This window comes from Leucobacter aridicollis, from assembly GCF_024399335.1.
Taxonomy (GTDB): Bacteria; Actinomycetota; Actinomycetes; order Actinomycetales; family Microbacteriaceae; genus Leucobacter; species Leucobacter aridicollis_A.
This window is the reverse complement of the sequence record NZ_CP075339.1, coordinates 2,901,654-2,918,762: the sequence shown is the minus strand read 5'-3', so window position 1 is coordinate 2,918,762 and position 17,109 is coordinate 2,901,654. Positions and strand designations below refer to the sequence as shown.

The following is a 17,109-nucleotide window of genomic DNA, read 5'->3' as shown; positions in this document are numbered from 1 at the left end:
GAATCTTACGAGCTGATTGAGGTTTGCGAGGTAGCTGGCAACCGCCACACTTCCGGGGCGAAAAGGAGGTTTCCACTCTCGTCGGTTGGGTCAAGCATGAGTGTCCGGATGTGCGCGCTCCAGGCCGCGTTGACAGGGTCGTGCTCGAGCCGCTCGAATGTTTCTGCGACCGACCCAAGGCAAGTGCCGACTGCGACAACGAGTGTGCCGCGTCGGAACAACGTGAAGTCGGTGACTCCCGCGTCGCGCATGGCTTCGACGACTCCCTCCCAGAGCTCGGCATGCTCCGCGTCGTAGCGTTCTTCGCTTCCAGGGACCAGCTCGAAGACGTAGCAGAATCGATTCATGCGAGTGTCTCCTGCAGAATGGATCGGAGGGAGCCTCCGAGGACGAGCGCGCAATCGCTCTCGCTCAGTTCGTCTCGAATGATGTCGGGGAGGGCAAAGAGTTCTGAGTCGGAGACAGCGCTGAGGCCCGGGGCATAGTCTGAGCCCCAGAGCATGCGCGCGGGGCCGTATGCTTCGATGAGAACCTGGGCTGCCTGAATCGCGGCGGTGTGCGGGAAGTCAGGATCTGTGGCGTAGAGACCAGACAGCTTGACCGACACGTGCGGGGCGTCCGCGAGTCGCACGATCGGGGCTATGCGGCGCTGGGTCTCGAGCACGGGCGCACCTGCGAGGTTGCCAGGAAGACCCAGATGGCTGAGCAGTATGAAAGCCCCGCTCGCGTCGCGCAGGTGTGTGTCGGCTCCCGCGACCGCTTCTGGCGCCGCATTCACGCTGAGGATGCACCGGGCGCGCGAGAGCGCGTCCCATGTCTTCGTTGGAATGAGACCAGCGAGTTCAGGATCGGAGCCCAGGTAGATGGAGTAGCCAACGGCGCCCTGTGCGCGGTCTGATTCAATTTGCTCGGGCGAAGGCGGGCGCATCGGATCAAGAAACAGAGTTGGGCGAATCCATGGATGGGTCGCGGCGAGCTCGAGCACATAGTCGTTGTTTCCTGCGAACCGAGTATCGCCTTCGTAACCGACAACGAGTGCCTCGTCGATCGCGTATCGTTCTCGCAGTTCGATGTAGGTTGTGAGTTCCGCCCCCGCAGCCTTGGTTCCAGAGAACCCGTGCTGGAACAGGTGGATATGCGCGTCTGCTCGTGGCGAAAGTTTCCCGGGCACTATCGCGGCCCACTATCTTGGCGGGCCGCAGCCGACGAGACGATCTGTTCGGCGAGACGGATGCCGACCACGGCCTCTTCAAGCGTTACGACTGTGGGCGGCAACCCTCTTCGAACCGCGTCGGCAAAGTCACGCATCTCCTGTTCCATGGCTCCGTGAGCCGCTGCAGGGGTCAGCACGTCATCAACCGTTTCATCGGCCTCGGAATGAGAGCGGACCCGAGGATCGAGCCTCAGGGAGAGCGCGCCCTCATCGCCGATGATCTCGAGCGCATCCGCCAGTGAGGGGTCGCCCTGACGCCCGCCAAGAGACCACGACACCTGAAACGACCACAGTGAACCGGCGTCGGTTAGCACCTCAGCCCACACGGCAGTCGGTTGTGAGCGACCGGCAACCCGAACTTCTCGAGCGGTCACGCTGACCGGGCGTGACCCGTCGTACCAGAGCGCGAGATCGATGTCGTGGATCATTGTCATGAGAGCCGGGTGCGTATCGGAGAACCTCGTGTCGTGGTCGATGCCGCGGTGCCGTCGAAACGAGAGCGCCCGTGGCGCACCGATGTCGCCAACTTGCAGGCGATACCTGAGCTCTTGGTAGGGAGCTGCGAAGCGGAGGAGATGGGCAGGGAACACGAATCCGGTGCTCGCGCGCTCGGCGGCGAGCAGACGCTCTGCCTCATCGAGGGTGAGCGCAACTGGCTTCTCAAGCAGCACGCTCACCCCGGCCTCGAGCGCTGCAATGCTCGGCGCGACGTGGTGCGCGTTTGCCGTGGCGACTGTGATCCCGTCCACTGGCTCGGAATCGAGCAGCTCCTGCACTGACTCATATGCGGCGTTGACGCCGAGCCTGTCCGCGAGCGCACGGGCGCGAACACCATCGTGGTTGACGATCGCGACGAGTTCGACGTCTGGGTTTCGCCCGAGCGTTTCCGCGTGGAGCGCCCCAAACGGGCCCGAGCCGACGACGGCGATGCGAATGCGGCCTTGCCGGGTTTCGTTGGCGATCAGGTTACCCCGCTGAGGGCGTGAGGTGGGCGTCATTGCGAGGTGTCCGTTCGTGATGTATGCGGAGGAACTGTCCGGCGCCGACTGGCGGCGCCGGACAGGCAAGCTAGCAGCTCGGCTTGTAGATAAAGCGCTGCGCCTCTTCGGTGTCAGCGTTGTCGCGGTCGATGATGAACGCGCTGACGTACTCCTGGTACTCAAGCGACGACGGATCCAGCTCGCCCTTCGCGATCTTCGCGAGCCTGTCGACCGAGTCGTAGCCGAGGCCGTAGGGATCCTGCGCTACCAACGCGTCGTACACTCCCGCCTTGAGGTCGGCGACCTGTGCGGGATCAGCGTCGTACGCCACAAGCTTGACCTCGCCAGTCTTGTTCGCGGCCTGGATCGCCGCCGAGGCGCCGGCCGACGCAGGCGCGAGCGTCGTGTAGATGCCCTTCAGATCAGGATTGGCGATTGCAGCGGCGGCCTTCTGCGCGGCTTTGCTCTGGTCTGCATCGGAATACTCGGTCGGCAGCACGGTGATGTCTGGGTATTCCGCTGCCATGCGCTCGGTGAATCCGTCGACACGCTCGGCATTTGCGGCGACGCCAGGGAATGATGCGATGACGAGCACGGTTCCCTTTCCGCCCACAGCTTTTGCGAGTGCATCTGCTGCGAGAGCTCCAGCGCTGAGGTTATCGGTGCGGATGTTCTGCAATTCCACAGGCTCGTCGAGGCTGCCGTCGACTGTGAGCACGGGAATGTCGTCCGCGGAGATGTTCTCAACGGTTTCGATCAGGCCTACCGGATCGGTCGGGACGAGTACGAGACCTGCTGGTTTCGTTTGAACTGCCGCGTTAATCAGCGGGGTCTGGGTCTTCAGATCCCAGTTCGGGTCACCCTGCCAATCGAGCTTGACGCCATTTTCATCTGCGGCGGCCTTTGCGCCGCACTGCATGACCTGGAAGTACGTCGCGGTCATTTGCGCGGCGACGAACGCGATTGTCGGTTCATCGCCCGCGGGGGCGTCATCGCCCGCTGAGGGAGTTGAGGAGCAGGAGCTCAGAATCAGAGCGAGTGCCGCAGCTCCAGCAACGGCGCCAGTTGTGCCGAATCGGCGTGTAAATCTAGACACGGTTCCTCCATTGGATCAGTGTGTGATGAGTGAGGGTGCAGGGTTTCTGCGGGTACTACTTTGGGGGTGCCGAACGAGCGGGGAGATGGCTTGCCAGCCCCGCGCCTCGGGACGTTTCTATTTCTGTTGTGCGCGGCGACGCTGATCGATCCCAACAGCGATGAGCAGGATCGCGCCGGTGACGACGAGTTGGTAGAACGAGCCGACCCGCAGAATGACGAGGCCGTTGATCAGTACTGCAGGGATGATCGCGGCGATCATGGAACCTGGTACGGAGGCGCGGCCACCGAACAGGCTCGTGCCGCCGATAACGACCGCGGCAATGGCGGCGAGGGCATCGCCCTGGTGGCCCTGAATGTTGGTGGTGAGAAATCTTGCGATATCGATGAAGCCGACAAGGCCACAGATTCCGCCCATAATGAGGAACAGTTTGATGCGCTGGCGGCGCACGTTCACTCCCGCCCGTTCAGCCGCGCGAAGCGACGAGCCCATCCCCAGCGTGTGAGTGCCGAAGCGCAGTTTGGTCATTGTGTACCATGCGAGCGCGCCGATGAGGAGCGCGAGCAATGCGGGGATGGGGATGATGCCGAAAAAGTCTGCGGACCCGAAACCCTTCTGCATTTCGCGGGGCAAGGAGCTCACGTTGACGCCATTCGTGACGATGTACGCCAGGCCACTTCCGACGCTCATCATGGCGAGAGTCACGATGAACGAGTTCACGCGAAGTACGTTCACGAGCAGCGCGTTGATGAAGCCGAAGAGTAGGCCTGTGCCGATCGCTGCCGCGACGCCCGCGAGAATCGCGAAGAGGGCGTTCGTGTATTCACCGGCCAGCACTGCCTCGGGGGAACCCCCAAGCCAGGTGATGACTTTCGCTGCGACTACCGAGGAGAGGATGACGTTCGCGCCGATCGAAAGGTCGAGCTCGCCCGCTCCCACGAGGAAGGTCATGCCGACGGCAAGGAGGATCAGCTGAGCGGAGTCGAGGGCGAGGTTTCGGAAGTTCGCGGGGCCGAGAAAGACGCCGTTGGGTGAGAGAACCCCGAAGAGCAGGATCAGCGCGACGACAACGACCGCGATGAGGAAGGCTGTCGAGGTGAAGAGGCGTCGTGCCGCGCTTGGTTCGCTGCTGTCGAACGTTGGGGGCGTGGTGACCGATTCAGTGCTCGGTGTGCGCACGGCAGTTGACTGGTTCACGCGGCTTCCTCCTTGGCTGACAGCATGGTTGTGAGAACGTCGACGAGTTCGAGGCCCGCGGTCGGCATCTGCGCGACGACGCGGCCGTGCCGCATAATGGCGATCCTGTCGGCGAACTCGAGCATCTTCGGGATGTCGTGCGACACGAGAATGACCGCGAGGTCGCGGTCTGCGGCTGCGCGCACCGCGTCATAGACCATTGCCGTTTGCTTCGGGCCGAGTGCGGCTGTCGGCTCGTCCATGAGGATTGCTGCTTTGGCCCACATGACTGCACGGGCGACGGCGATGGCCTGACGCTGTCCACCGGAGAGTGCGCTCACGGGCGCAGTCAACGAGGGTACACGTGCTCCGAGGAGGCTCATTGCCACTTTGGTGCGATCGCGCATCGCTGCCTCATCGACGTGGCCAATGAGGCGGCCGAGGCCTGGTTTCAGGAGTTCGCGGCCAAAGAAGAAGTTCTGAACGACGGTGAGGTCGGGTGCCTGTGCGAGATCTTGATACACGATCTCGATTCCTACCTCGCGTGCCCCACGGACCGACGTGACTGAGATCTCTTTTCCGTTGAGGATGATCTCGCCTTCGTCGGGAGCATGCACTCCGGCAATGACGTTCGAGAGCGTGGACTTGCCAGCTCCGTTGTCGCCGATGAGCGCGAGGACTTCTCCTGCATAGGCCTGTAGCGAGGCTCCCTGAAGCGCTCGGACGTGGCCGAAGCTTTTCGTGATCCCGCGGGTTTCGATGACGGGCGCCTGCGGCTGCCTCGTCGTTGGGGTGGGTTCCGCATCCATTTGTGTCTCCAATGACAACAGGAAGTTTAGTGAGAGTTCAATCGTTCGCTCTACCGAACGATCATCACTATATTGGACGCCCTTTAGCTGCGCAAGCCCTTCTAGAAAGTTTCCAAACGTGCTGTTTGGTTAGTTCCCGGCGGGGTACTGCTGGACAACAAATAGCTGACCGCCAGCCTCTCTGGCGCGGTAGAAGTGGGGCTGGTCTGCCCTGAATGTGAGCATGTCGCCCGGCTCGAGAAGGTGGCCCGCTCCGTCTGGCCCGACTTCCACGAGACCGTTTGCGCAGAGCACCCGCTCGATCACCCCGGCGGCGTTGCCGCGTGAGCTGCGGAGGGCGTTCGGTGCGAGCGAGACGACAGATAACTCAACCTCACCATCGCCGTGCCAGCCAGACATCAGCTGTGCAACGAAGTCGTCGCCATCACGAGCGATGACGGGGGCGTCTGCTAGGCGACGAATCTCGGAGTCGCCAATGGAGCCGGGGTCGGCGAGGAGGCTGCCGAGGGAAACATTGAGGGTTTTGGCGATTGACCAGAGGGTGTCTAGTGACGGGTTGCCGTTTCCCCGCTCGAGCTCCGAGATTGTTGACTTCGAGATGCCCGCTTCGCGCGCGAGTGCGGATGCGCTCATCCCGCGTCGCTCCCGCCACTTTCGGAGGTTTGCGGCGAGGGGGGATGACTGCTGGCTTTCTTTCATAATGTGCATTATGGTACATAACCATCAATCGTTCGCTCTACCGATCGACGCAATGACGCACACACAGTACGAGGAGAAGTTGAACGATGTCACAGCACCGTCTTGCCACGCTGAGCGGAAGAATCGCAGTTCACGGGGGTGATGTACACCCACACGCGGCGCGACGTCTGGCCGAAGAATGGCCTGACCTTGACTGGCACCAGGCGCCCGAACTTGCCGCCGTCCCAGACACGATGCCTCTCGTGGTGCTGTCGGAGCGTGCCGATATGCCTGAAGGGTCGCTGCGCGTTGACGTTGAACATGCGGGCAGCGCGCCAGTCATTCGAGTGACGGGCGGCCCGTACTCAGGTGTGATCTATGGCGTCGAGGAACTCGTGCAGCGCATCGCCACGGTCGAGCCCACAGGGATCAGCGTGCCCGCGGTCGTTGTTGAGCGCACGCCCAAGCTCGCTTACCGTACGTTCTGGACGTGGGACCACTCGACGAACTGGGAGCTCAGCCAGGTGGGGCACCAGGAAATCGGCGTGTTCAACCCATACGGTAAGCCCCCGGGGGGCTTCTTGCAGGACTACAAGAGAATGGTTGACTTCTGCAGTCGCCACCAGATCGCCGCGATTGTGATCTACGGGTTCTTCCGTGACTCGCATGGGGGAGTTGACGCGGCCAAGGAGCTGACCCGCTACGCGCGTGAGCGTGGGGTGCGGATCCTGCCAGGAGTCGCCATCGGGGCATACGGCGGCGTGTATTGGGAGGGTGACCATCGCTACAACCTCGCGACGTATCTGCGAGACAACCCCGGGATGGCAGCGGATATGGAACGAGGAGTGGGGTTCCAGCTAGCTGACCTCAGTTTCCCACTGAACTTTCCGCAGAGCGACTACACCCGGACCGCTTGTCCGTCTGAGCCAGCGAACATCCAATGGATGGCTGACGCGCTTGAATGGCTCGTTGAGGCCGTCGAGCCCGGGGGGATCAATATTGAGGGCGGCGACTACGGCGTCTGCGGCTGCCCGCGGTGTGTCAGCCGACGGGGCGAACGTGAAGCGGCGAGCCGCCGCGACAACGACGCTGAGTTCTGGTCGCACGCGGATATGGCCGACAATTTCCCAAAGCTGTTTGATGCGGCTCGCTCGCGAGGTGACGATCTCTGGTTGTACTGCGAGCTGCAGTGGGACAATCTGCTCGACCCTGCCGCGCATGCACCACTCGAGACCTTGCCTGATGGTGGGATCTACCAGCACACATTTAACCGTGCCTATTGGGAACGAGCGCGGGGCGAGCTCACTGAGCAGCATGTGCGCGACCTACCAACCCAGCAGAATGTGATCCGCAGCCAGTTCGCCTGCCAGTGGAACGGTGATGAGCGCACCGAGCGATACGCGTTTAACGCTCCGGTGTTTGCAGACCTCGCCAAGAAGTCAGCCGAGGTTGGTATGCAGGGGCTCACAGTCTGGGGTGAGCCCTCGCCCTACCATGTGTCAGCCGAGCTGAGCTATCTCGCCTTCGGGCGGTTTGGGTTTGACCCAACCCTCACGTGGGCAGACTTTATGAGGGGAGACGTGGCCCCTCGCCTTGGCGGCGAAGCCGAGGCCGAGACGTTTGTGTCGAGGATGACTGAGCTAGATGCAAACCAGGTGCTTCCTGTGGAACGGCTGCGGTTGATTCGCGACGAGGCGCTCGACGCGGCGCGCGGTGTCGCCGGCGAGGCCATTCGTCGGTGGACCTGGCTCGCTGACAGGGCGAGCCAGCGCCTGTACATGGGGCAGTAGACGCGGTGTAATGGGCGCCAGTATGGGCCCGGCCGGCGACCAAACGCCGTACCGGGCCCATTGCACCGCGCCCAACTCAAGCGCTCCGTTCAGCTTCTCAAGTTTCCAGCGGCTCAGGAAGGCGGTGGGCGATCGTCTCTCCCGTCGCAAAGCCCGTGCCGGTGAGAATATGGCCGTAGTGTTTCACGGACCCGATGACGAGTGAGCGGTCGAGCACGACAAGATCCGGGATTCGGGTCGACACCATCACTTCGAACCGCTGGGAATCGGCAAGAGTGCGCAACCATGCAGAGATCATGATGTTGCTCTCTCCGAGCGTGAGGAGCACGGAGCGTACCTCCTCGACCTTGGTGAGTGCTTCTGCGATCGCACTAGCGCGCTCCGCCGGGACGCGGAAGGAATACCAGACGTAGTGCGGCCAGGCCGTCAGAGTGCGAGCGACGTCAACTCTGACAGACAGCAGGCCGGCACTGTGCAGCCCTGCGATTGCGTCATGAACCCGCTTTTGGCTGAGCCCGGTGCGCCGCGCGATCGACGCGACCGCCGCCCTGCCGTCGTGGTTCAGCTCCGCGATGACAGCGCGCTCCACGTCGAGCGGTTGGCGCCTCGCGTTCGTCGGGGGCGCGGGCTGCAACGCGGCAACCTGGGCCTGCTCTGCGGGTGAGAGGGCTCGCGGGGTCCATGGGCGCGCGTCGGTCATCATTGAGGTCACCACCGTCGTGCGTACAGAGGTCGCGTCGCCGAGCCCGCCCATGTCGCGCAGTACGTATGTCGAGAGAGCCTCGAGGTCCGGTACTGCCACTGTCACGAGAATGTCGCGAGCGCCAGCGGTGAGGTTGATCGTGAGCGCCTCACGATCCTGCGCGAGTTGGCGCGCGACTTCGTGCGCGCGCCCTGGTGTGCACTGCACCTCAGCCACGGCGACCGTGAACGGCGTGCCGAGGGTACCGTAGCCCGTCACGTAGACCTGGCCACGCTCGGTGAGCTTCGCCCAGCGCCGCGCGAGCGTTGCAGCGTCGACCCCGATAACCGGTGCCAGCGCACTCCAGGCTGCGCGCGGCGCGAGTTTGACGGCGTGAATAAGACGCAGATCCAGATCGTCAAGGGAGTTTTCTGGCGTCATTGCACCATAATATGCATAAATCCTGCGATGCGCGCCATGTCGTCGAGCGGTTTCTATGCTGTGTTCTGCTCATCACCCTCGTGCGGGAACCGCAACATTTTCGAAGGAGAAAACATGTCAGGGGACACAGCTGAACGCACAACAGCGGCGGTGAAGGAGAAGCGTGCACCGCTGCCGCGCTCCGTGAAATTCACGGTCGCGATCCTCTTCGCCGCCTGGATCGTTGACTACATCGACCGCCTTGTCATCACCATTGTGCTGCCACTCATCGGAGCGGACCTCGAGCTGAATAACACGCAGCTCGGCCTTCTCGCTTCCGGGTTCTTCTTTGCCTACGCTTTCGCGCAGGTGCCGGGAGGCATGCTCACCGATCGCTTCGGGGGCCGACCGATCGCGGGTATCGCGATGCTCACGTGGTCGGCGTTTACCGCGCTGTCCGGTCTCGTCAGCAGCTTCGGCGTGCTGTTCACAATCCGTGTGCTGTTCGGCGCCGCGCAGGCGCCGTTCCCAAGCGCAGCGGCAAAGATCCTGGCCGAGCGCACGACGCCAGGCCAACGAATGACTGCGCAGGGAATCGTCTCGGCATCCAACGGTATCGGCTCGCTCGTTGGCTACCTAGTGATCCCGCCCGTTGTCGTGCTGCTTGGGTGGCGAGGAACGTTCATCGCGATGGCGGGGCTTGGCGTGCTCAGCTTCTTCATGCTGTTCCTGCTTCCGAAGCTCAAGATCGACGTGCCGAAGCCGTCAGCCGAAAGCGCCGCGGCACGCGCAGAACAGTGGCGCCAGGTGCGCGCGCTCGTGCGCAACCCGACGATGATGATCTTCGCCGCCATGTTCTTCGGCAGCAACCTGATTACGTGGGGCGTCGTCACGTGGATGCCCTCGTACCTCCAACAGGTGCGTGGCATCGAGGTCGGCGGTTCGAGTCTGCTGCTCGCGCTGCCCGCGCTGTGCATCGCGATCGGCATCTACGTTGGTGGTCGGCTCACTGACAAACTCGGTGGCGCGAGCGCGAAGATCGTCGCCCCAGCGATGGCAGTGAGCCTCGTCGCGATCATCCTCATGGCGACATCTGAGTCGCTCACGATGTTTATCATCTTCGAATGCATCGCGATATTCGGGTGTGGCCTCTGCAACGTGCCCGTCGTCTCGGTGCCGCTCAAAGCCCTCTCAACGCAGCTCTCGGGCAGCGCATTTTCGATAGTGAACTTCGGCGGGCAGCTCGCTGGAATTGTCGCTCCCCTCGCGATGGGTATCCTGCTCGACAGTTACGGCTACACGTCGGCATTCCTCTTCCTCGGCGTTGGTGCGGTGCTCGCCATCGTGATGGCGATCCTCGCGCCCCAGTCGGTTGACGCGTTCGCGCAGCGAACCAAGCTCGTCGGTGAGGAGGCGCGTCAGTGACCTCCGCTGTAACTCTGCAGGAACTCAGGCGAGACCTCCACAGGCATCCTGAGGTTGGTCTGCATCTCCCAGACACTCGCGAGCGGATTGAGCGAGAGCTCACCCCGCTGGGCATCGAGCTGACGTTCTCCGAGAACCTGAGCTCAATCGTTGGAGTGCTTCGCGGCCGACCGACTGGGCGGGCGGTGCTGCTCCGCGCTGACATGGACGCGCTGCCAGTGCCGGAGCCTGGCGGGCTCGACTACGCGTCGGAGCGGGCGGGTGCAATGCACGCCTGCGGACACGACTTGCATATGGCTGGACTTGTCGGCGCGGCGCGGCAGCTTGCGGCGCGACGCGGTGAACTCGACGGCGACGTCGTCTTCATGTTTCAGCCGGGTGAGGAGCGGCTCGGAGGCGCGCGGATCATGCTTTCCGAGGGCGTGCTCGACGCCGCCGGATCCCGGGTGGGGGCGGCGTTTGCCGTACATGTGAGCCCGGGGCAGCGCGGGATGTTCCTCACCCGCTCGGGCCCCACGCTCGCGGGGAGCAACGAACTGCGAGTGAGGATCGTCGGTAGAGGAGGCCACGGCTCCCAGCCGCACACCGCGCGAAACCCGATTCCGGTTGCAGCTGAGGCTGTTGGCCTGATGCAGTCGTTCACAGCGCGAAGGCTCGACCCGTTCGACCCGGCGATCATCACGCCGACGGTGATCCGCGGGGGTGAGGCGCTGAACGTTATTCCCGAAAGCGTTGAGCTCGCGGCGACTGTCCGGAACTTCTCGGCGCAGACCCTCTCGCGCGTAGGATCCGATCTCGTCGAGGAGCTTGAGGGGCTGGCTCGCGCACACGGCATGACCGCTGAGGTAGTGCTGAACGTCGACTACCCGGTGACTGTCAACGACAAGGCTGCGACAGACTGGGCCATGTTGGAGCTCGCTGGGCTCCTCGGCGACAACCGAATCGCCGAGCTGCCACAACCGGTCATGGGCTCCGAGGACTTCGCGTACGTGGCAGAACTTGTGCCGAGCACGATATTCATGCTCGGGGCGTCCCCAGACGGCGTCGACCCGGCGACGGCGGCGCCGAACCACTCGCCTCGCGTCGTGTTCGACGACGCAGTTCTCGACGACCAGGCCGCCGCGCTCGCGGCGCTTGCCGAGGGCTGGCTCGCCAGGGGATGGCGCACGCACGGAGCGTCTGCGGAGGCTCAGGAGTGACCGCGCTTGGACGCATTGCCCAGTGGGTCACGTCAAGCCCTGAAGTCACCGACGCGCGACGGAGTGCGGCGACAGACGCGTTTGCCGACACGCTTGCCTGCATGATCGCCGGGGCAGCTGACGTGTCGACCCGGGGCGCGCTCGCCGCCGCATCACAACCGGATCCGCGTGAGTCTGCGATGTGTGTCGACGGCAAGCTTCGCTCCCCGGGAGCCGCAGCACTGATTAACGGCACGGCGGCGCACGCACTCGACCTCGACGACAACTTCATTGGGGCCGCAACCCACGCGAGTGCCGTGCTCGTTCCTGCGCTGCTTGCCGCAGCACGCATTGCGGGGGCAGACGGTGCGGGGCTCCTTGACGCCTACCTCGTTGGTCTGCAGGTGCAGCGCGAGATCGGGCGTGAACTCGCCGCGAAGCACTACACCGCTGGGTGGCACGCGACGTCCACAATCGGGCCGATCGGGGGAGCCGCAGCCGTCGCGCATCTGCTCGAGCTCGACGCCCGCCGGACCGCCGCGGCGATGAGTGTCGCGGTAAGTACGGCGAGCGGTCTGAAACTGCAGTTCGGTACGCCAGTGAAGCCTGTTCACGCAGGCTTCGCCGCGCGCAGCTCGGTTGAGGCGGCACTCTTCGCGGAGGCGGGGGTAGCCGGTCGCTCAGACATCCTAGAGGGGGAGCGCGGGTTCGCCGCCCTGTACGGGGCGCCGCTGGCTGACTGGCCGACGGAGCCCGTTGACACGTCTGCGGTGCACGCGATCGAGCAGCCTGGCCTATTTCCGAAACTCTATCCGTGCTGTGGATCAACCCACCTGGCGATTGACGCGGTGCTCGACCTGATCCGCGAGCACAGCTTCGCTGCCGCAGACGTCGCTGAGATCGTCGTGACGGTGCTGCGCCCCAACGCCGCAAACTTGCCGTACACACACCCCGAGAACCCGACTCAGGCGAAGTTTTCAATGCAGTACGCCCTGACCGCGGCGCTCGAGGGCGGCACGGTCTCGATGACAGACTTCGAACAGGAGGTGGTGCGCGAGCGGCGTAGCCATCCACTGCTCGACAAAATTTCGGTTCGGACATGGTCGGAGGAGGCCGAGCGCATCATGCTCGACCAGGGTCGAACCCCACACCGGGTGGAGGTGACGCTTGCGGACGGGCGAAAGCTCGACCGCCAGCGCGAGGTAGCCCGAGGGGCGGTGAGCGAGCCGTTCGCGCCATGGGAGAAACGTCGTAAGTTCTCCGCGCTGACGGGACTCGACGACTCGCACTACGACGCGATTCTGCGGCTTGCGGAGTCGCCTAACATCGATGCAATTGACCGGGTGCTGCTTGCAGCAAACGAAACGAAAGACGAGGCGAACGGATGACGCGTGAAACCAAGCTGCCGCACGTGGCTGTCGTCGGGCTCGGTGGGACCATTGCGAGTTCCACACTCGCGCCAGACGACTTCATCAACTATGGCGCCCCCGGCTTCCATGTCGATGAGTTGCTCGAGTACCTTCGCCCGGAGCTGCTGAGCGTTGCCGAGCTCGACGGCGAGCAGGTGCTCGCGAGCGGATCGAGCGCGCTCAGCGTCGCAGACCTTGTTCGAGTTTCGGAAGCCGTCAACGACGCCCTCGCGACTGCCGACGCCGTCGTGGTGACGAGCGGAAGTGACGCGCTCGAGGAGATCGCGTACTGGCTCGACCTCACTGTCCCCGCGGACCGCCCCGTCATCGTCACGGGGTCGATGCGGCCGTTTGCAGTTCGCGATCCTGAACGACCAACGCCGCCGACTCGCCTCGTGCACGGGACAGACGGTCCAGCGAACCTGCTTTCCGCGGTCAGGGTCGCCGCGAGCGGTGTGACTGCCGGACAGGGAGTTGTCGTCGTGTTCGGCGACCTGCTGCATGCCGCACGCGACGTGGTGAAACGTCACTCGACCCTTCCCGATCCGTTCGAGAGCCCCTCCGCAGGCCCCATCGGATACGTCTTCGGCGGTTCCGTGGTGCTGCACCGCCACGTCGTCCGCCCGCCCGGGAACCCAGCAGAGCCGCTTGTTGATCTGACGCACCGTGCTGATGGGGAAGAACTTCCGAGGGTCGAGATCCTCGTCTCGTATCCGGGTGGAGGCGGCGAGGCCGTTGCCGCTTATGTTGACGCCGGCGTGCGTGGGCTTGTCATCGCCGGCATGGGATTCGGAGCGATTTCGAACGACCTGGCGGGTGCAGCGGGTGAGGCCGCTCGTAACGGGCTTCCTGTCGTATGCGTCTCGCGAACCGGAGCGGGGAGCGCCGTCGCGAAGCTGGGCTGGGAGATCGCGATCGGCGACCTCGCTCCCACGAAGGCGCGGCTGCTGCTAATCCTTGCGCTGATCGGTGGGAAGTCGCAGCCGGGTATCGTTGAGACGATACACCGGCTCGCGAAGCCAGCCGAGCCTCGCGGGCGAGGGGAGTCCTCAGCGGGTGCGGGTGCTGCGCTCCCCAGTAGTCCTTGAAGTTTCGCGGAGAGTTCACCGCCTGGCTGTCGCGGCAGGCGCACCCAATGCGCCAGAATGGTGCGACACTCGGAGAATCCGGGGGAAGGAAGGGTGGAACCTATGGGAGCTTGGGGAAGCGCACCGTGGCACAACGACGGCGCAGCAGATTGGTTTGCTGAGGTGTTTCAGGGCATCGATATCGACGCCCATATTGACCAGGCGCTGAAATACGACGATGACTTCGACCGGATTCGCGCTGCCGGCTATCTGCTCACCGTGCTTGGGCACAGCACGGTGTGGCCAGGCGACCTTGAGCGGCTGGACAATCACCTCGAACGCGCCATCGAACTGCTCACCGAGATGGCCGAGCCCGACTCTGAGTTTCTCGAGCTATGGGAAGACGAACCCGGCGTTTTGGAGGCCGTTCAGGCCGAGATTGCCGCACTCGAAGCCAGGCTTGCTGGTGAGGACGACGAGGAGGACGAGGAGGAGGACGATGATGACGAGGAGGACGAGGAGTAGCCCTCGTCGCGCTGAGTTTCGCTCGTTCTGTATGTGATCGGCAGTATCTCTGCCAAAGTTCGTCGCTCCCGGCAGATGTACTGCAGATCCCAAGGTCTTTGCGTGGCACCAGGACCAAGAACTCGTGAATCGGCAGCAGATCCCAGGGTCTTTGCGTGGCAGCAGGACCAAAGACCGGTGAATCGGCAGCAGATCCCAGGGGCTCACCGGGCCGCGGCTCGGGCTCGCTTAGCTCGCGCCCTGCGGAGGATTGGCGAGCAGGTCTGAGCGCTCCCTCAGGTACGCCTCAAACGTCTGCGCGCCGTCGAGCGGAGCGCCTGCACGCCACCGCACCCGAAGCTGGCCGTCGACGAGGCCGAGCGGGAGCTCCGGTGCAAGTGCGGTCAGGGCCGTCTCTGCGAGATTGATCTGTACAGCGTCGTAGTTCACAGGGGTGCCCTCGGCGTACCCGCCGTTCAGCGCTGCCGCCGCGACATCTCGGCGCTCCTCGCGCGATATCGACTGGTTGCCAGGATGCAGTCTCGGAGCCGATCGCGTCGCCTTGCCGACGACATAGAGCGCTGGAGGGGCGCCCTCGTCGGCACCGATCATCAACGTTCCGAGCCGCCAGACGTGCCCGAGCGGCAGCATCGTCGGCTTTCGCCGGATGAGAAGTTTTCGTCGCTCCGGGACGAAGACCGCGAGCGCCTCCGGCGCCACCCCTGAATCGCGCAGTTTCGCGCCTGCCTCGCGGACGGCCTGCACCACTGTTTCGACGAGCTCACTCACGAAGCTAAGTGTAGGCACCTTGCTGGGTTTAGGCTTGGGAGGATGCACACACAGCCCAACAGGTCAGCGACGATTCGTGCCATGTTCCTCGTGCTCGCGGGGTCGATCGGTATGCAGATCGGCGCCGCCATCTCGCTGTCCCTGTTTACCGACCTCGGGGCCGCCGGTACGAGCGGGCTGCGGATGCTGCTTGCTGCAGCCATCATGCTGGCAATCTTTAGGCCGAGCTTGCGGGGTCGCACGCGCGAGGAATGGCTCGGCATCGTGCTGTATGGCGTCGCGATGGCGGCGATGAACATGTTCCTCTACCAGGCGATCGAGCGCATCCCGCTCGGCGTCGCGACGACGCTTGACTTCCTCGGGCCGTGCATGGTCGCGTTTCTTGCATCCCGGCGGCTTCGCGAGGGGCTGCTCGCCATCGCTGCGTTCGCCGGCGTCGTGCTGCTCGCCGGGTTCGGTGGCCCATTCGACACTGTGGGCCTCTTATGGGGCGCGCTCGCGGGCGTGAGCTTCGCCGGGTACACGATGCTCGCGCCGCGCATCGGAAAGTCGGACGGCGGCCTCCAGTCGGTCGCGCTATCGATCTTGGTCGCTGCGATCCTGACCCTGCCGTTCTCGATGCCGATTGTCGCGCAGGTTCAGCCTGCGCAGTGGGGCCTGCTCGCGCTGTCGGCGCTCGTTGGGACCGCGCTCGCGTTCTCGGTCGACACCATTGCTGGACGTCTGACCTCTGCGCGAATCCTCGGCGTGTTCTTCGCGTTCGACCCGGTAATGGGCACGCTCGTCGGAGTGCTGTTCCTCGGCGACGTGCTCACGCCGACGGCTCTCGTGGGAATCCTGCTGATCGTGTTGGCCGGCGCCGGCATCGTCTGGTCTGCTGGCCAGCGCCGGGCGACGGACGAAGAGGTTGCGGCGGTTGCCGCAACCGAGTCCCTTGAGATCGAGCGCAAGTACGAGGTACCCGCGGCGACGGAGGTGCCGGGGGAGACAGCGTTCGCTGCTGCGGGTCTCGGGGTCGGAACTGCCGAAGTACATGAGATGCACGCACGCTACTTCGACACCGATGACGGGGCGCTCGCCTCCAAAGGACTGGCGATGCGCGTGCGTGAGGGCGGCAGCGACGAAGGGTGGCACCTGAAAGCGAAGACGTCGGGTGGGACGCGGGAGCTGCACTGGCCGCTCGCCGAGACACTTCCGGCGGGGCTCAAAGCCGAGCTCGTCGAGCGAATCGGCGACGTCGCCGAGCAAGTGCGACCGATTGCGGAGCTGCGGACCGAACGACGCACGCTGCGACTCACTGACGGAGCGGGTGTGGAGGTCGTTGAGCTCGCCGACGACAGAGTGCTGGCGACAGAACTCCGAGGCGCCGAGCCAGTCAAGCGTGCCTGGCGCGAGTGGGAGGCCGAATTGCTGCCCGGCGCGGACGAGCGTTGGCTTGACGCTACCGGACAGGTGCTCGAGGCAGCCGGCGCAACCCCCTCACTGAGCTCCGCGAAGATCGCGCGGGCAATGGGCGCCCTCGTCGAGGTCGCCCGCTCTCGCGGCGCGTCGCCCGAGACTGTCGCGCAGTTGCAGGAGATGGACAGACTTGACCGCGAGAGCGCGCGTAGGCTGGGCGCATGAGTAAGTCATCGCGCCCAGGCAACCGACCGAAGGGCAAAGGGGAGGAGCCGACGCCAGAGCAGCGTCGCAAGCAGATCTTCCTCGGCCTCGCTGTCGGCGCGGTCATGGGTCTCGTGCTTGGATTCTTCACCCAGTTTTGGCTGTGGCTGCCAGCGGGCCTCGCTGTCGGGCTCGCGACCGGGGCAATCATGAAGCCTCCCGCAAACTAAGCTGCCGCCCCCAGCCGTGAATAATCACGGCGAAACCCGGAGCGCGAAAACGCGTACGGCG

Annotated in this window: 17 protein-coding genes; 8 read left to right on the top strand and 9 right to left on the bottom strand. The window is 64.2% G+C overall.

The genetic code is table 11. The features are described 5' to 3' along the window. Window positions 1-5: 5 nt before the first annotated feature. The 7 genes from KI794_RS13110 to KI794_RS13080 form a co-directional block, all read right to left on the bottom strand. Window positions 6-347 (bottom strand): L-rhamnose mutarotase, encoded by a 342-nt coding sequence (locus KI794_RS13110; protein ID WP_255808356.1) that lies wholly within the window; start codon window positions 345-347, stop codon window positions 6-8. After that, a complete protein-coding gene (locus KI794_RS13105; protein WP_255808355.1) occupies window positions 344-1,171 on the bottom strand; it encodes an amidohydrolase family protein in 828 nt (275 codons plus the stop codon). Before KI794_RS13105 ends, KI794_RS13110 begins: the two co-directional genes overlap by 4 nt. Then, the gene (locus KI794_RS13100; protein WP_255808354.1) at window positions 1,171-2,211 is read right to left on the bottom strand and encodes a Gfo/Idh/MocA family protein; all 1,041 of its coding nucleotides are present in this window, start codon (window positions 2,209-2,211) and stop codon (window positions 1,171-1,173) included. The genes KI794_RS13105 and KI794_RS13100 overlap by 1 nt, the downstream gene beginning before the upstream one ends. Window positions 2,212-2,281: 70 nt before the next feature. Continuing rightward, window positions 2,282-3,289, bottom strand: a complete 1,008-nt coding sequence (locus KI794_RS13095; protein WP_162921370.1) for an ABC transporter substrate-binding protein — start codon at window positions 3,287-3,289, stop codon at window positions 2,282-2,284. Between the two features lie 117 nt (window positions 3,290-3,406). Further along, a complete protein-coding gene (locus KI794_RS13090) occupies window positions 3,407-4,486 on the bottom strand; it encodes an ABC transporter permease (RefSeq protein WP_119284925.1) in 1,080 nt (359 codons plus the stop codon). Beyond that, window positions 4,483-5,274 carry an ATP-binding cassette domain-containing protein gene (locus tag KI794_RS13085; RefSeq protein WP_119284924.1) on the bottom strand — a complete coding sequence of 264 codons (792 nt, stop codon included), beginning with the start codon at window positions 5,272-5,274 and terminating at the stop codon, window positions 4,483-4,485. Before KI794_RS13085 ends, KI794_RS13090 begins: the two co-directional genes overlap by 4 nt. Before the next feature lie 129 nt (window positions 5,275-5,403). Next, the gene (locus tag KI794_RS13080) at window positions 5,404-5,973 is read right to left on the bottom strand and encodes a helix-turn-helix domain-containing protein (RefSeq protein WP_255808353.1); all 570 of its coding nucleotides are present in this window, start codon (window positions 5,971-5,973) and stop codon (window positions 5,404-5,406) included. Between the two features lie 86 nt (window positions 5,974-6,059). Between KI794_RS13080 and KI794_RS13075 the strand changes: the two genes are divergently transcribed. Beyond that, the gene (locus KI794_RS13075; protein ID WP_162921368.1) at window positions 6,060-7,742 is read left to right on the top strand and encodes a hypothetical protein; all 1,683 of its coding nucleotides are present in this window, start codon (window positions 6,060-6,062) and stop codon (window positions 7,740-7,742) included. A 97-nt stretch (window positions 7,743-7,839) separates the two neighbouring features. Here the strand turns inward: KI794_RS13075 and KI794_RS13070 are convergent, their stop codons facing one another. Then, window positions 7,840-8,865, bottom strand: a complete 1,026-nt coding sequence (locus KI794_RS13070; protein WP_119284920.1) for an Lrp/AsnC family transcriptional regulator — start codon at window positions 8,863-8,865, stop codon at window positions 7,840-7,842. A 114-nt stretch (window positions 8,866-8,979) separates the two neighbouring features. On the opposite strand from KI794_RS13070, the gene KI794_RS13065 reads away from it, so the two are divergent. From KI794_RS13065 to KI794_RS13045, 5 genes are all read left to right on the top strand, one after another. Next, a complete protein-coding gene (locus KI794_RS13065) occupies window positions 8,980-10,269 on the top strand; it encodes an MFS transporter (protein WP_162921367.1) in 1,290 nt (429 codons plus the stop codon). Next, window positions 10,266-11,468, top strand: a complete 1,203-nt coding sequence (locus tag KI794_RS13060) for a M20 metallopeptidase family protein (RefSeq protein ID WP_119284918.1) — start codon at window positions 10,266-10,268, stop codon at window positions 11,466-11,468. Before KI794_RS13065 ends, KI794_RS13060 begins: the two co-directional genes overlap by 4 nt. Then, the gene (locus KI794_RS13055) at window positions 11,465-12,835 is read left to right on the top strand and encodes an MmgE/PrpD family protein (protein ID WP_162921366.1); all 1,371 of its coding nucleotides are present in this window, start codon (window positions 11,465-11,467) and stop codon (window positions 12,833-12,835) included. The genes KI794_RS13060 and KI794_RS13055 overlap by 4 nt, the downstream gene beginning before the upstream one ends. Then, entirely contained in the window at window positions 12,832-13,944 is a 1,113-nt protein-coding gene (locus KI794_RS13050; protein WP_255808352.1) for an asparaginase, read from the top strand. Before KI794_RS13055 ends, KI794_RS13050 begins: the two co-directional genes overlap by 4 nt. 102 nt (window positions 13,945-14,046) lie before the next feature. Beyond that, the gene (locus KI794_RS13045; protein WP_162921365.1) at window positions 14,047-14,448 is read left to right on the top strand and encodes a DUF4259 domain-containing protein; all 402 of its coding nucleotides are present in this window, start codon (window positions 14,047-14,049) and stop codon (window positions 14,446-14,448) included. Between the two features lie 228 nt (window positions 14,449-14,676). On the opposite strand, the gene KI794_RS13040 is transcribed toward KI794_RS13045, so the two are convergent. Beyond that, entirely contained in the window at window positions 14,677-15,216 is a 540-nt protein-coding gene (locus KI794_RS13040; protein ID WP_255808351.1) for a hypothetical protein, read from the bottom strand. A 42-nt stretch (window positions 15,217-15,258) separates the two neighbouring features. Between KI794_RS13040 and KI794_RS13035 the strand changes: the two genes are divergently transcribed. Then, complete coding sequence (locus tag KI794_RS13035; protein WP_255808350.1) at window positions 15,259-16,839, top strand: EamA family transporter; 1,581 nt, start codon at window positions 15,259-15,261, stop codon at window positions 16,837-16,839. Then, window positions 16,836-17,048, top strand: a complete 213-nt coding sequence (locus KI794_RS13030; RefSeq protein WP_119284913.1) for an HPP family protein — start codon at window positions 16,836-16,838, stop codon at window positions 17,046-17,048. Before KI794_RS13035 ends, KI794_RS13030 begins: the two co-directional genes overlap by 4 nt. The last annotated feature ends 61 nt before the right edge of the window (window positions 17,049-17,109 follow it).